Annotated in this window: 13 protein-coding genes and 1 pseudogene; 7 read left to right on the forward strand and 7 right to left on the reverse strand. The window is 73.5% G+C overall.

The genetic code is table 11. The features are described from left to right. Positions 1–6: 6 nt before the first annotated feature. Complete coding sequence (locus E6P78_RS13130) at positions 7–516, forward strand: DUF664 domain-containing protein (RefSeq protein WP_136203750.1); 510 nt, start codon at positions 7–9, stop codon at positions 514–516. A 27-nt stretch (positions 517–543) separates the two neighbouring features. On the opposite strand, the gene E6P78_RS13135 is transcribed toward E6P78_RS13130, so the two are convergent. Continuing rightward, a complete protein-coding gene (locus E6P78_RS13135) occupies positions 544–1344 on the reverse strand; it encodes an AraC family transcriptional regulator (RefSeq protein ID WP_136203751.1) in 801 nt (266 codons plus the stop codon). A gap of 87 nt (positions 1345–1431) precedes the next feature. Between E6P78_RS13135 and E6P78_RS13140 the strand changes: the two genes are divergently transcribed. Then, positions 1432–1872: a DUF2000 domain-containing protein gene (locus E6P78_RS13140; protein ID WP_136203752.1), complete on the forward strand. Its 441-nt coding sequence runs from the start codon at positions 1432–1434 to the stop codon at positions 1870–1872. Positions 1873–1917: 45 nt separating this feature from the next. On the opposite strand, the gene E6P78_RS13145 is transcribed toward E6P78_RS13140, so the two are convergent. The 6 genes and pseudogenes from E6P78_RS13145 to E6P78_RS13170 all read right to left on the reverse strand — a co-directional run bounded on the left by E6P78_RS13145 (position 1918) and on the right by E6P78_RS13170 (position 9007). Continuing rightward, positions 1918–2964: a polyprenyl synthetase family protein gene (locus E6P78_RS13145; RefSeq protein WP_136203753.1), complete on the reverse strand. Its 1047-nt coding sequence runs from the start codon at positions 2962–2964 to the stop codon at positions 1918–1920. Next, on the reverse strand, positions 2961–4025 hold the full coding sequence (locus tag E6P78_RS13150) for a tetratricopeptide repeat protein (protein ID WP_136203754.1): 1065 nt from the start codon (positions 4023–4025) through the stop codon (positions 2961–2963). The genes E6P78_RS13145 and E6P78_RS13150 overlap by 4 nt, the downstream gene beginning before the upstream one ends. A 244-nt stretch (positions 4026–4269) precedes the next feature. Continuing rightward, the gene (locus E6P78_RS13155; RefSeq protein ID WP_136203755.1) at positions 4270–5562 is read right to left on the reverse strand and encodes a phosphoribosyltransferase; all 1293 of its coding nucleotides are present in this window, start codon (positions 5560–5562) and stop codon (positions 4270–4272) included. Between the two features lie 122 nt (positions 5563–5684). Further along, a complete protein-coding gene (locus tag E6P78_RS13160; protein ID WP_136203756.1) occupies positions 5685–6359 on the reverse strand; it encodes a formylglycine-generating enzyme family protein in 675 nt (224 codons plus the stop codon). 44 nt (positions 6360–6403) lie between these two features. After that, positions 6404–8532: pseudogene (locus tag E6P78_RS13165) on the reverse strand (SpoIIE family protein phosphatase). A gap of 82 nt (positions 8533–8614) precedes the next feature. Further along, positions 8615–9007 (reverse strand): nuclear transport factor 2 family protein, encoded by a 393-nt coding sequence (locus E6P78_RS13170; RefSeq protein ID WP_136203757.1) that lies wholly within the window; start codon positions 9005–9007, stop codon positions 8615–8617. Positions 9008–9077: 70 nt separating this feature from the next. Between E6P78_RS13170 and E6P78_RS13175 the strand changes: the two genes are divergently transcribed. The 5 genes from E6P78_RS13175 (at position 9078) to E6P78_RS13195 (ending at position 12841) form a co-directional block, all read left to right on the forward strand. Continuing rightward, the gene (locus E6P78_RS13175) at positions 9078–9692 is read left to right on the forward strand and encodes a PadR family transcriptional regulator (RefSeq protein WP_136203758.1); all 615 of its coding nucleotides are present in this window, start codon (positions 9078–9080) and stop codon (positions 9690–9692) included. 48 nt (positions 9693–9740) lie between these two features. Beyond that, positions 9741–10442, forward strand: a complete 702-nt coding sequence (locus E6P78_RS13180) for an alpha/beta hydrolase (RefSeq protein ID WP_136203759.1) — start codon at positions 9741–9743, stop codon at positions 10440–10442. Positions 10443–10533: 91 nt separating this feature from the next. Beyond that, complete coding sequence (locus tag E6P78_RS13185; protein ID WP_136203760.1) at positions 10534–11211, forward strand: ABC transporter permease; 678 nt, start codon at positions 10534–10536, stop codon at positions 11209–11211. Next, entirely contained in the window at positions 11208–11891 is a 684-nt protein-coding gene (locus E6P78_RS13190) for an ABC transporter permease (protein WP_136203761.1), read from the forward strand. The genes E6P78_RS13185 and E6P78_RS13190 overlap by 4 nt, the downstream gene beginning before the upstream one ends. Further along, the gene (locus E6P78_RS13195; protein WP_136203762.1) at positions 11888–12841 is read left to right on the forward strand and encodes an ABC transporter substrate-binding protein; all 954 of its coding nucleotides are present in this window, start codon (positions 11888–11890) and stop codon (positions 12839–12841) included. The genes E6P78_RS13190 and E6P78_RS13195 overlap by 4 nt, the downstream gene beginning before the upstream one ends. Positions 12842–12892: the final 51 nt, after the last annotated feature.

Consider the following 12892-nt stretch of genomic DNA (forward strand, 5'->3'; position numbering starts at 1 on the left):
GAAAGCATGAACGTCTCTGAAATTCTGACGGATGGATACTCCCGCATCGGGGAGACCGTGCACGCGGCCGTCGAAGGGCTCGAACCCGACGACCTCCACGCCCGACTGGACGACGGTGCCAACACGATCGCCTGGCTGGTGTGGCATCTGACCCGCGTCCAGGACGACCACATCGCGGACGCGGCCGGCACCGAACAGATCTGGTTCGCCCAGGACTGGGCCGGCCGCTTCGATCTGCCCTTCACCGCCGAGGCCACCGGGTACGGGCAGAGCAGCGAGCAGGTCGGGGCCGTGCGCGTGGGCTCGGCGGACCTGCTCCTCGGCTACTACGACGCCGTCCACGAGCACACGCTCGCATTCGTCCGGGACCTCGACGCGCACGCGCTGGACCGCGTCGTGGACGAGGCGTGGTCGCCGCCGGTCACCCTGGGGGTGCGCCTGATGAGCGTGCTGTCGGACGACCTCCAGCATGCCGGCCAGGCGGCCTTCGTCCGGGGCGTCCTGGAGCGCCGCTAGAGGGTGGGGAGCGCGCGGCGCCCGGCGTCACGCCCCGCGGGTGCGGGCGTAGTGCCCCGGGCCCGTGCCCACGACCCGCTTGAAATGGCGCGTCAGATGGGACTGGTCGTAGAAGCCCGCCGAGGCGGCCACGGCCGACGCAGGGACTCCTCGCAGCAGCAGCCGGCGCGCGAGGTCGACCCGGCGGCCCGTCACGTACTGGTGCGGTGCCATGCCGAACTCACGGCTGAAGGCCCGCACCAGGTGCGCGTGATGCGCATGCAGCCGGGTGGCCGCCTCCTGGAGCGTGACGCCCTCGACGAACTTCTCGTCCAGCAGATCCCGCAGCCGGTGCGCGACCTTGCTGTCGTGGACGTAGCGGGCGGGGTCGAGACGGTCGCGCAGATGCTGTTCCAGGCGTTCCGAGACCAGGGCGAGCCGGCTCGCCGCCTCCAGTTCGTCGCCCGGACCCGCGAGGGTGCGGTGGAGGCTGTCGATGCGGCTGCGCAGCGCCGGATCGTGCAGGACGGGCCGGACCACGGCCCGGCCGATCAGTCGCTCGTCCACCTGGGGGACGTCGAGGTACAGGACGCGTTTGCGGAAGCCCTCCGCGGTGGCCGCCCCGCCGTTGTGCGGGACGTGCGGCGGCAGCAGCGTCACCGTGTGGGTCAGTACGCCGTGCTCGTGGCGGTCCAGGTCGTAACGCACCATGCCCTCGTCCACGAGGAGCAGCGTCCACGCGTCGTGCGTGTGCATCGGGTAGGTGTGGTCGGTGAAGTGCGCGTGGAAGACCTCTGCGATTCCCTCCACGGGCGGACACCAGGCGGTGATGTCCGGACGGGCAGCCATGTGCCGATCGTACGCCGGGCCCGCCTCCGCACCGACGTGCAAAGTTCGTACAAGACCGGGCCCCGGGCGGCCCGGCAGGCTCGGGGGATGACAGCTGAGACCACCGCCCCCGCCCCCGTCCGCTTCGACACCAAGATCGCCGTACTGCTCCGGGACGACCTGGAGACCTGGCAACGGCTGAACGTCACCGCCTTCCTGGTCAGCGGCCTCGGCACCGCGGTCCCCGACGTGATCGGCGAGCCCTACGCCGACGCCGACGACACCCCGTATCTGCCCATGTTCCGTCAGCCGGTGATGGTCTTCGAGGGGGCGAAGGAGATGCTGACGACCGCCCACACCCGCGCCGTCGGCCGGGGCGTGCCCCTGTCGGTGTTCACCTCGGACCTCTTCGCCACGGGCAACGACCGGGACAACCGGGCCGCGGTGCGTGCGGTGCGCCGGGACGCGATGGACCTCGTGGGTCTGGCCGTGCACGGTCCCCGCAACGCCGTGGACAAGATCCTCAAGGGCGCGTCGATGCACCCCTGACGGCCGGTGGGCGGGGCGGCACCGCCCCGCCCACCGCGCGGTGCCTCACCCGGCGCGGTCGACCACGTACGGGAGCAGTGTCAGCATTTCCTCCAGGGCCTCCGGCACCAGCGGGACGCTCTGCAGGCAGGCCCGCGCGCTCTCCAGGTGGCGGTGGGCCTCCGCCGTGGCGGCCGTCCGCCCGCCCGCCTCCTCGATCAGACCGGCCGCCCGCCCGGCGGCCCCGTCGTCCAGTGGCCCGCCGCGCAGCAGCGCCCCCAGCTCCGTCGCGGCCGGCCCGCCGGCGGCGAGGGCCGCAAGCACCGGATACGTCTTCTTGCCGCGCCCGAGGTCGCTGTGCACCGGCTTGCCCGTGACCGCGGGGTCGCCCCAGATGCCCAGCACGTCGTCCGCCGCCTGGAACGCCACCCCGAGATGCCGCCCCGCGGCCGTGAGGGCGTCGGCCTCCGTGCGCCCGGCGCCGCCGAGCAGCGCGCCCAGACCGGCGGCGCAGCCCAGCAGCGCGCCGGTCTTGTGCTCGGCCATCAGCCGGTATTCGGGCGGCTGCACGGCGTCCGGCCCGGTCCAGGGCCGCGACTCGAACAGCAGGTCGTCGGCCTGGCCGCGCACCAGGTCGGTGAGGGTCGCGGCGAGCAGGCGTACCGCCGGCACGCAGTGCCCGCCCGGTGCGTCGGCCAGCGTCTGCACGGCCTGCGCGAACAGCGCGTCCCCCGCGAGGACCGCAGGCCCGACCCCGTACGCCTTCCAGGCGGTGGCGCGCCGTCTACGCGTCTCGTCGCCGTCCATGATGTCGTCGTGCAGGAGGGAGAACGTGTGGATCAGCTCGACGGCGACCGCTCCGGCGACCGCGCTGCGGGCCTTCGCACCGACCGCCTCGGCGCCGAGCACGGCCAGTGCCTGGCGGACGCCCTTGCCCTGCGCGCCGGGCACATCTCCGCCGTCGACCCCGTCCCAGCCGAGCGAGAACGCGGTGATCTCGCCGTGCCAGGGGTGCAGTTGGCGCACGGCCCGGCACAGCGCGGGGCGGACCAGGCCGCGGCAGCGGGCGAGTATCTGCGGCGCGGTGGCCGACGAGGTCACGGGAGGCGTCATCGGCGTCCGCCCGCACCCGGCACCACGTCACCGGCCGGCTCCACACCGAGCTCCGTGTACGCCCGGTCGACCATGTCCCGGGCGTTGAGCAGCCCGATCCCGTCGAGCGTGGCGCGCAGCGCGTCCAGATCGGCGGCCGTCTCACCGGTGTCACGCCCGAGCCGGGCGAGCGACTTCACCAGGCCGAGTTGGGACAGCGCCTCGCCCCGGGGCTCCGTCATCGCACGGAACTCCTCCAGGGCCCCTTCGTAGACCTGCCTGGCCTCCTCGTAGCGTCCGGCGCGGTAGAGCACATTGGCGCGCATCTTGTGGTTGTAGGCCAGGGCGCTCGACAAACTCATCTCGCGGCAGGCGACTTCGGCCTCCGCTAGCAGGCCGAGCGCCCGGTCCGGGTCGTTGTCGCGTACGGAGATGATGTCGGCCATGCCACGCAGCGCCCAGGCCCGGCCCCGCCGGTCGTCGGCGTCCCCGGCCAGCTGCGCGGCCTCCTCGAACATCGCCAGGGCGGTGTCGAACGATCCGGTGTTGCGGTGGATCTGCGCGATGCCCTCCAGGGCCCAGACGGTGTGGCGGGCCTCGCCGCGTGCGCGGGCCTCGGCGAGCAGTTGCTCGTGCAGTGCCGCGACGGTGCGGTAGTCGCCCTGGATGCGCCCGGTCTCCGCGAGGCCGGCGAGCGAGTAGCCGCGGGCGACCACGTCCCCGCCCCTCTTGCCCATGTCAGCCGCCAGGCCCAACAGGCGGAATGCCAGGCGGAGTCGGCCGCGCTGGCGGGCGAGCGTCCCGCCGCTCCACAGGGCCCAGGCCATCGCCCCGGCGTCGTCCGCCGACCGGGCGGCGCGGTAACTGGCCTTCCACGCGAGGTCGGCGTCCTCCACGTGGCCGAGCCGGCGGTGCGCCTCGGCCACGGCGAGCCCGGCCCGGGCCACTTCCTGGGCGGAGCCGGAGCGTTCGGCCGCTTCCATGTGGCGTATCCCCTCGGCCAGTACGTCGGTGAGGGAGGCGTTCACAGACATCTTGGTGAGGGCGCCTTGGTATTCGGGCGCCAGTGCCTTGCTGTGCATGGGAGCCTTTCGCGCGTGAGCGGACCGGCCCGGCCGCAACTATACATTGTATGTATACATGAAGCGTATAGTTGTCGGGTGCTCTGGCCCGTGTACTCATGAGGGGGGAGGGGCGAGGGTCGTCGGGCGCGGCGTGCGGTAAGCGGTGTGCCGCCTTGCTGTGGATCAAGACGGCATATCCGCGGCCGGGGTTGCTTCGCGGTTCACCAAAGCGCGCGGACCCGGTGGCGCGGGCTCCTTCGCGTCACGCGGTTCCGGGCGCCAGGTGGCTGACGAACCACGCGCGGGCCCGTTCGGCGACCTCGTCCAGGGCGCCCGGTTCCTCGAAGAGGTGGGTGGCGTCCGGGATGATGTCGAGCCGGCTCTCGCAGTGCAGCTGCGCCTGGGCCCGGCGGTTCAGTTCCAGCACTTCCGTGTCCCGGCCACCCACCAGGAGCAGGGTCGGGGAGCGGACCTCGCCGAGACGGGCGCCCGCGAGGTCCGGCCGGCCACCGCGCGAGACGACCGCGCCGATCCCCGCGCCGGGCTCCGCCCCGACCACGGCCGCCGCCTGGAGGGCCGCGGCGGCCCCGGTGCTCGCCCCGAACACACCGAGGGGGCCGGGCGCGTGCAACCGCAGCCAGGCGGTGGCGTCCACGAGGCGCCCGGCGAGGGTCGAGATGTCGAAGACGTGGGAACCCTCCGCCTCCTCGTCGGGGGTGAGCAGGTCGAACAGCAGGGTGCCGAGGCCGGCCCGGTTCAGGGCCGCGGCGACGGACCGGTTGCGCGGGCTGTGCCTGCTGCTGCCGGACCCGTGCGCGAACACCACGAGCGCCCCGGTGTCACCGGCCCGGGTGAGATTGCCGGGCAGGGCCACCCCGCCCGCCTCCACCAGTACGTCGCTGGACGCCCGGCTCCCGGACTGCCGCGTCGCCCTCTCCAGCAGCGACACGACCTCCTCGTCCGGCGTCTGGTCGAAGTCCCGGTACCACTCGCCCACCGCGGAGAACCCGTCCGGCGCCGACAGGCACACCAGCTCGTCCGCCTCCTCCCGCAGCCGGGCGGCGGCGGAGGGCGGTGCGACCGGAACGGCCAGCACCACATGGGCAGCGCCCTGGGCCCGGGCCACCGCGCAGGCGGCGAGGGCCGTCGCACCGGTCGCGATGCCGTCGTCCACGAGGATCACCGTGCGCCCTTCGAGAGGGACGCGCGGCCGGTCGCCCCGGAACGCCCGCGCCCGGCGCGACAGTTCGGCCTCCTCCGCCTGCTGGACGGCGACGATGTCGGCCTCCGAGACCCCGGCCCGGCGCACGATGTCGTCGCTGATGACCCGTACCCCGCCCTCCCCGATGGCGCCGAAGCCCACCTCCGGGTGGTGGGGGACGCCGAGCTTGCGGACCACGATCACATCGAGCGGGGCGCCGAGCTCCTGGACGACGCGGAAGGCCACGGGCACCCCGCCGCGGGGCAGGCCCAGCACGACGGGGTCGCTCTGCGCGAGGGGGCCGAGCGCTTCGGCGAGCCGCCGGCCCGCGTCGGCGCGGTCGGTGAACAGCACGGTATTCACCCCAGACCGGGGGAGGGGAGGTAGGGAATCACCCACCTCGTTCCAGTCAAGGCCACCCACCGGCGGCCCGCAACCCGGCGCCCCGCCCACGACCGGGCCGGAGCGCTCCGGGCTCAGCACGCGGCCGAACGGGCGAGACGGAACCCCGTGTCGTCGATCCGGAACGTCGGGTGGCTGCGCCGCCGCACCGAGGCCCGGCAGCTCCAGCGCTCGTCGAACCAACCGCCGCCGCGCAGCACCCGGTAGCCGCCGTACACCTCGGCGTCGTAGACGTCCCAGCACCACTCCCACACGTTGCCCAGCGTGTCGTACAGCCCCCACGCGTTGGGCTCCCGTTCGCCGACCTCGTGCGGCCGCTCCCCGGAATTGCCCCGGTGCCAGGCGATCTCGTCCAGCTCCCCGTACCGCGCGGTGGCCGTACCGGCGCGGCAGGCGTACTCCCACTCCGCCTCGGACGGCAGCCGGTACCCGTCGGCGGACCCGTCCCACCCGGTGTCCTGTGCCGCCGCGCCGATGCGGTAGGCGGGTGCCAGGCCCTCCTGCCGGGACAGGGCGTTGCAGAACCGGACCGCGTCGAGCCAGGAGACGCCCTCGACGGGCAGCCGGCCGCCCCGCGCGCTGCTCGGCCGCTCGCCGGTCACCTTCGCGTACAGGTCCTGCGTGACGGGGTGTGCGGCGAGCCGGTACGGGGACAGCTCCACCTCCCAACTGGCCTGAGTGCGGCGGTCGGAGAGGGTGACTCGGCCAGCCGGAACGGCGACCATCGGGATCTCGCTGCTGCTGTCCATGGGGCGGTGATCGTATCAACGCCCTTGTCGGCAGGGGGAGCGCGTCAACCGCCCCGGCTCTCCAGTGCCTTGATGAGGAGGAGCGCGATGTCGTCGCTGCCCGGCGTGGCGTGCTTCGCGTACCGGACGAGGCTGTCGGCCAGGGCGTCCATGGACCGGCCGGCGCCCCGGGTGAACTGGCCGGCGAGCGCCGCCGTCGACTCGTCGAGGTCGGTGCCGGGAACCTCCACCAGACCATCGGTGTACAGCGCGAGGGCGGCGCCGGGCGGCAGCGGGATCTCGGTCGTCGGGTAGCGCGCCGCCCGGTCGATGCCGAGCAGCAGGCCCGGAGGCAGCCGCAGCACCTCGGTTTGTCCTCCGGGATGGCGCAGGAGTGGCGGCGGATGACCGGCCGTGGTCAGCAGGGCGCGGTGGCCGGCCAGGTCCAGGTGGACGTAGAGGCAGCTGGTGAAGAGGCCGGGGTCGAGATCGGCGAGCAGACGGTTGGTGCGCTCAAGCACCTCGGCGGGCGGCGCCCCCGCCGAGGCGTGCACCGCCGTACGGACCTGGCCCATCAGGGCGGCGGCCTTCACGTTGTGGCCCTGCACGTCGCCGATGGCCGCGGCGGCGGTGTTGGCGTCCAGCCGGATCACGTCGTAGAAGTCGCCGCCGATGCCCATGCCCCGGGTGGCCGGTAGCGGGCGGCCACGTCCAGGCCGTCGATCGCCGGGAGGGTGTGCGGGAGCAGATGGGCCTGGAGGCTGTGGGCCAACTGCTCCTTGGTGTCGTAGAGGCGGGCCCGGTCCAGGGCCTGGGCGATCAGCCCGGCGATCGAGGTGAGGAGGGCCCGCTCCTCCGGTTCGAAGGGGCGCGTGCGTTCGTAGCCGAGCACCAGGGTGCCGACCGCGCGTCCTGAGGCGAGCAGCGGCAGAAAGGCCCATGCGGCCAGGCCCTGTTGGAGCGAGGCGGGCTCGAAGGCGCGCCTGAACTCGTCGAAGGTGCGGTAGAAGGCGGGCACCCCGGTGGTCAGGACGTGTGCGACAGGGGCGTGCGAGGTCAGGGGCGCGCCCTCGAAGCACTCCATCAGCGCGGCGCTGAAGCCGCGGTGCCCCTCGATCCGCAGCCGCCCCTCCGCCGCCGTCATCACGGCGAGGGCCTGGATGCGGAAGGCGGGCGCGAGCTGTTCGGAGATCAGCTCGACCACGTCCCGGATGCCGACGGCCTCGGTGAGGGTCGCGGCCAGGTGCATCAAGTGGTAGAGCGCGACGGCCCGGCCCGGGGCGCTCGGCGACGCGGCGGCGCCCGCGGCCGTGGGCGCCGCCGGGGCGTGCGGCGCGCTGACGGGAGTGATGTACACGCTGATGCCGGACGCGTCGGGGTAGAGGCGGAAGGACAGCCACTGGTCCGGAGGTCGCAGGGCGGTGAAGGACATCGGCTCCCGGCTGATCATGGCCCCCCGGTACCGGTCCTCGAAGTGCGGATCGGCGAGCCAGCGCAGCGACTCCCAGGGCAGCGTTCCCACCAGCTCGTCCGCGCGCCCGCCGACCAGGGCGGCGCCGGCGTCCGTGAGGTAGGTGATCCGGCCGTGCGTGTCCAGGGTGCAGCAGCCGCCCGGCAGCCGGGCGACGAAGTCGGCCGCGGCGACCGCCTCGGCGGGGGCGGGCGGCGCCGCGGTGACCGGCGGCAGCACCCGGGGCCCGACGGCGGCCGTGACCGGCCGGCCCGCTTCCCGCGCCTCGTGCAACGCCTGGGCGGCGTCGTCGCAGCAGCCGCGGACCGCCGCCCGCTCCCGCGGCGTCAGCTGCGGGGGGTGCGAGCCGGGCCACAGCAGCACGAGACCGCCGAGAGCCGTGGTCCCCGCGAGGACGGGCGCGGCCGCCAGCGCGAAACGGTACGGAAGGACGAGCGCGGGACGCGGATACCGCCGGGCCAGCTCCTCCTGGCTGCCCAGCCAGACCAGATGCCGGTCCTTCACCGCGTCGGACACCGGCATGGGAGCGGACAGCGGCACCCTGAGCCAGGGGTCGGCGAGCTCCGGCGGCACCCCGGCGAGCACGGCGAGCCGAAGGGTGGAGCCGCCGGGCGGCAGCAGGTACAGCATGGCCACCGCGGCCCCCGTCTCCCGCACGGCACACGCCACCGCCGCGTCCAGGAGATCCTCCGCGGAGTCCTTGGCAAGCCCGACATTGTCCATAATCGGACAATACGCCCATGCCTTGTGCCCGACATCGCGGTGCACGCCGCCATGCCGCGCTTCCCGTGGCGTCTCCGGCCGGTCAGCCGGCCGCCGCCTCGCGGCTGATCCGCTCGAACCGCGCCCCCATCTCCGCGGCCAGCGCCTGTGCGGCGGACAGCGGCCGGACCATCACCATGAGGTCGTCGATCCGGCCCGCCTCGTTCAGGTGGAGGAAGTCGCAGCCGGTGATCTCCCGGTCGCCGACCTTCGCCGTGAAGACGAGCGCGTGGTCGCGCCCGTCCGCGCTCGCCATCTCCCGTACGTAGCGGAAGTCGCTGAACACCTCGGAGACGGCGCGCAGGATCGCGGCGGTGACCGGCTTTCCGGCGTAGGGCTTGAACGCCACCGGGCTGGTGAAGACGACCTCCTCGGCCAGAGTCGCCTCGACCGCCGCCAGATCGTGTGCCTCGACGGCCTTGCGGAAAGGAAGCATGCCGAACTCCGTAGTCAACTTGTTGAATAGGTGCGGACGAGATTAGTCACACCGGTGTTAGCGTGTCCAGATGTCACTCAAGTACGCGATCCTGGCGGCCCTGCTCGAAGGCGAGGCGTCGGGATACGACCTGGCCAAGGTCTTCGACGTCTCGGTGGCGAACTTCTGGTCCGCCACGCCGCAGCAGCTCTACCGGGAACTGGACCGGCTGGCGGAGGGCGGCCTGATCGCGGCGCGCGTGGTGGAGCAGCAGCGCCGGCCGAACAAGCGGGTGTTCACCCTGACGGAGGCCGGCCGCGACGCGCTCGGCGCGTTCACCGCCGAGGCGCCCCGCCCCACGGCGATCCGGGACGAGCTCCTGGTGATGACCCGGGCCGTCGACATCGGAGACCGGGACGCGGTACGCGCCTCGGTCGAGGAGCGCATGGAGTGGGCGCGCGCCAAGCTCGCCCGGTACGAGCGGCTGCGCGAACGCCTGCTGGCCGGCCGCGACGAGGCCGCCTTCATCGCCGCGGCCGAGCGCATCGGCCCCTATCTCACCCTGATGCGCGGCCGGTCCTTCGAGGAGGAGAACCTGCGGTGGGGGCAGCGTGTCCTGGAGATCCTGGACCGTCGTGCGGAGGGGTCGGACGCTCGGCCGGCGGCGGACGCGGAGGAGCCCGCGCCCCCCGGACGCGCGGGCTGAGGCCGCGCGCCCGACGGCGTTGTCACACCCCTCGGTCGGTGTCCCCGCATGACTGCATTCGTACTGGTGGCGGGCGCCTGGCTGGACGCCTCGGCGTGGGACGACGTGGTGCCCGGGCTGCGTGCGGCGGGCCACGGCGCCCACCCGGTGACCCTGTCCGGGCTCGGCGACAAGAAGGGGCGGCCGGTGGGCCGGCAGACCCATGTGGCCGACATCGTGGACGAGGTGGAGCGCCTGGACCTGCGCGACGTCGTCCTCGTCGGCCACAGCTACTCGGGCATTCCCGTGGGCCAGGCCGCCGAGCGCATGGGCGACCGGCCGGCCCGTGTCGTCTACGTGGATGCCAACGTCCCGGCCGACGGCGCGTCGTTCGTCTCCAGCTGGTGGCAGGGGCCGGCCGCGCTCCGGGCCCAGCTGGACGGCAACGGCGGCCTCTGGGCCCCGCCGGCCGCCGCCGACTTCGAGGGCCAGGGACTCACCGGCGAACAGCTCGCGCGGATCGTGCACGATGCGGTGCCGCACCCGGGTGCCTCGCTCAGCGACCCCGCCGTGCTGAACCGTCCACCGGGCGGACTGCCGACGACGTACGTCAAGTGCCTCCTCGACGGCCCGGAACCGAGCGAGGACGTGGCCCGGCTGCCGGCCGGCGAGCGGTGGGAGCTGGTCACGACGGACACCGGCCACTGGCCGATGTACTCGCGGCCCGACGAACCGACCGCGATCCTCGACCGGGCAGCCGCCGCTTCCTGACCCGCACTCCGACGCGGTGGCCAGTGGTCACCGCGCCCCGAACAGGCGATCAGGACGCGCGCATCCCCGCCGCGCGGGCTGCAATGGACGGGTGACCGCGCCCCCCGACGACTGCCTCGCGCGCAACGAGTGGGTCTGCGGCGCCTACCTGAGCTCCCGTCGGCACATCCTCTGGGACGCCGTCCTGCAACACGTGCAGCTGACCGCGGTGGCCGTGCTCATCGGCCTCGTCCTCGCACTCCCGCTCGCCCTCGCCGCCCGCCGCTGGCACTGGGCGGCCGGGCCCGTGCTCGGGGTCACGACGATCCTTTACACCATTCCCTCGCTCGCCATGTTCTCCCTGCTGCTGCCGGTATACGGACTGTCCGCCTCGCTCGTCGTCGCCGGCCTCGTCCTCTACTCGCTGACCCTGCTCGTACGCAACGTCCTCGCCGGACTGCGCGCCGTGCCCGAGGAGACCCGGCAGGCGGCGCGGGGCATGGGCTACGGACCCGTACGGCTGCTCCTGGCCGTGGAACTCCCGCTCGCCCTGCCCGCCGCCATGGCCGGCCTGCGCATCGCCACCGTCTCCGCGGTCTCCCTGGTCACCGTCGGCGCGATCGTCGGCTACGGAGGGCTCGGCAACCTCATCTACTCCGGGATGAACACCTACTTCAAGGCCCAGGTGCTCACCGCCTCCGTCCTGTGCGTCGTCATCGCCGTCGCCGCCGACCTGCTCCTCCTGCTGCTGCAACGCCTGCTGACCCCGTGGACCAGGAGCCGGTCGTGAACACCCTCCTGGACGCCTGGTCCTGGCTGACGACCTCCGCGCACTGGCACGGCCAGGACGGCATCTGGACCCGGCTCGGCCAGCACCTCTACCTCACCGCCGTCTGCCTCCTCGTCAGCTGCCTCATCGCCCTGCCCGTCGCCCTGGTGCTCGGCCACCTCGGCAAGGGCGGCGCGCTCGCCGTCAACCTCTCCAACATCGGACGGGCCGTCCCCACCTTCGCCGTCCTGGTGCTGCTCCTGCTCACCCCCGTCGGCCGCTGGGGCGAGGGCCCGACCATCGTGGCGCTCGTCCTGTTCGCGGTGCCCCCGCTGCTCACCAACGCCTACGTCGGCATGCGCGAGGTCGACCAGGACGTCGTCCGCGCCGCACGGGGCATGGGCATGACGGGCCGGCAGCTGCTCCTCCAGGTAGAGGTGCCGCTCGCCCTGCCCCTCATCCTCACCGGTGTGCGCATCGCGGCCGTCCAACTCGTCGCCACGGCCACCATCGCGGCCCTGGCCGGCGGCGGGGGACTGGGCCGCATCATCACCGCCGGGTTCAACCTCGCCTCCACCGCCCAGGTGGTCGCCGGAGCGGTCCTGGTCGCCGTGTTCGCGCTGCTCGTCGAGGGGGTCTTCGAGGCGGCGCAGCGGCTCGCGCCGAGCCGGCTCGGGCTGCGCACGGGGGAGACCGGGTGAGGGCCGGGCGCCTGCTCGCCGCGCTCGCGCTGCTGGCGGCCACCGCCTGCTCCACCGGCCCCGCACTGGAGGACCAGGGCGAGGTCACCGCCCCGCCCGGCGACAGCAAGCATCTGACCATCGGCTCCGCGGGCTTCAGCGAGAGCGACCTCCTCGCCCAGATGTACGCCCTGCTGCTCGGCCGCGCCGGATACTCCACGAAGATCATTTCCGTCACCAACCGGGAGATCTACGAACCCGCGCTGGAGAACGGCCGGATCGACGTCGTCCCGGAGTACGCGGCCACCTTCGCCGACTGGCTGAACGCCAAGAGGAACGGGGCCGACGCCGCCCCCGTCGGCTCGCCGGACCTCGCCGCCACCATGAAGGCCCTGCGCGCCCTCGCCGCGCCCCGCGGCCTCACCGTCCTGGACCCCGGCAAGGCCGTCGACCAGAACGCCTTCGCCGTCACCGCCGCCTACGCCCGGAAGCACCACCTGAAGACGCTCAGCGACCTGGGCCGGTCGGGCCTTCCGGTACGGCTCGCGGCCGGCGACGAATGCGTCCAGCGCCCCTACTGCGCGCCCGGCCTGGAGAAGACGTACGGGATCGACATCACCGCGGTCGACCCCAAGGGCGTCGGCACCACCCAGGCCAAGCAGGCCGTGCAGAGCGGCCGGGACCAGATGGTGCTGACCACCACCACCGACGCCACCCTGGACGACTTCGGACTCGTCCTGCTCGCCGACGACAAGAACCTCCAGAACGCCGACTACCTCGTCCCCGTCGTCAACCGGTCCCGCGCCGGCGGTGAAGGCGTGCGCAAGGCGCTGGGCAGGCTCAACACCGTACTGACCACCGCGGACCTGGCCCGGCTGAACGAACAGGTGGACAACTGGCGGCGGCTGCCCGAGGACGTGGCCCGCACCTACCTGCGAGCGAAGCACCTCATCCCCGGCAAGGACGGGTGAGATCACGAGCGCTACGGGCCGGATCACGAGACCACCCAGCGGACCGGGGCC

Origin of the sequence: Streptomyces sp. A0958, from assembly GCF_004795035.1 — a bacterium.
GTDB lineage: Bacteria > Actinomycetota > Actinomycetes > Streptomycetales > Streptomycetaceae > Streptomyces.

Excerpts from the sequence above, each read along its gene's own strand:
- E6P78_RS13135 (WP_136203751.1), bottom strand. The coding sequence starts at position 1,344 with ATGGCTGCCCGTCCGGACATCACCGCCTGGTGTCCGCCCGTGGAGGGA.
- E6P78_RS13170 (WP_136203757.1), bottom strand. The coding sequence starts at position 9,007 with ATGCTTCCTTTCCGCAAGGCCGTCGAGGCACACGATCTGGCGGCGGTC.
- E6P78_RS13160 (WP_136203756.1), bottom strand. The coding sequence starts at position 6,359 with ATGGACAGCAGCAGCGAGATCCCGATGGTCGCCGTTCCGGCTGGCCGA.
- E6P78_RS13175 (WP_136203758.1), top strand. The coding sequence starts at position 9,078 with ATGTCACTCAAGTACGCGATCCTGGCGGCCCTGCTCGAAGGCGAGGCG.
- E6P78_RS13150 (WP_136203754.1), bottom strand. The coding sequence starts at position 4,025 with ATGCACAGCAAGGCACTGGCGCCCGAATACCAAGGCGCCCTCACCAAG.
- E6P78_RS13145 (WP_136203753.1), bottom strand. The coding sequence starts at position 2,964 with ATGACGCCTCCCGTGACCTCGTCGGCCACCGCGCCGCAGATACTCGCC.
- E6P78_RS13180 (WP_136203759.1), top strand. The coding sequence starts at position 9,741 with ATGACTGCATTCGTACTGGTGGCGGGCGCCTGGCTGGACGCCTCGGCG.
- E6P78_RS13140 (WP_136203752.1), top strand. The coding sequence starts at position 1,432 with ATGACAGCTGAGACCACCGCCCCCGCCCCCGTCCGCTTCGACACCAAG.
- E6P78_RS13130 (WP_136203750.1), top strand. The coding sequence starts at position 7 with ATGAACGTCTCTGAAATTCTGACGGATGGATACTCCCGCATCGGGGAG.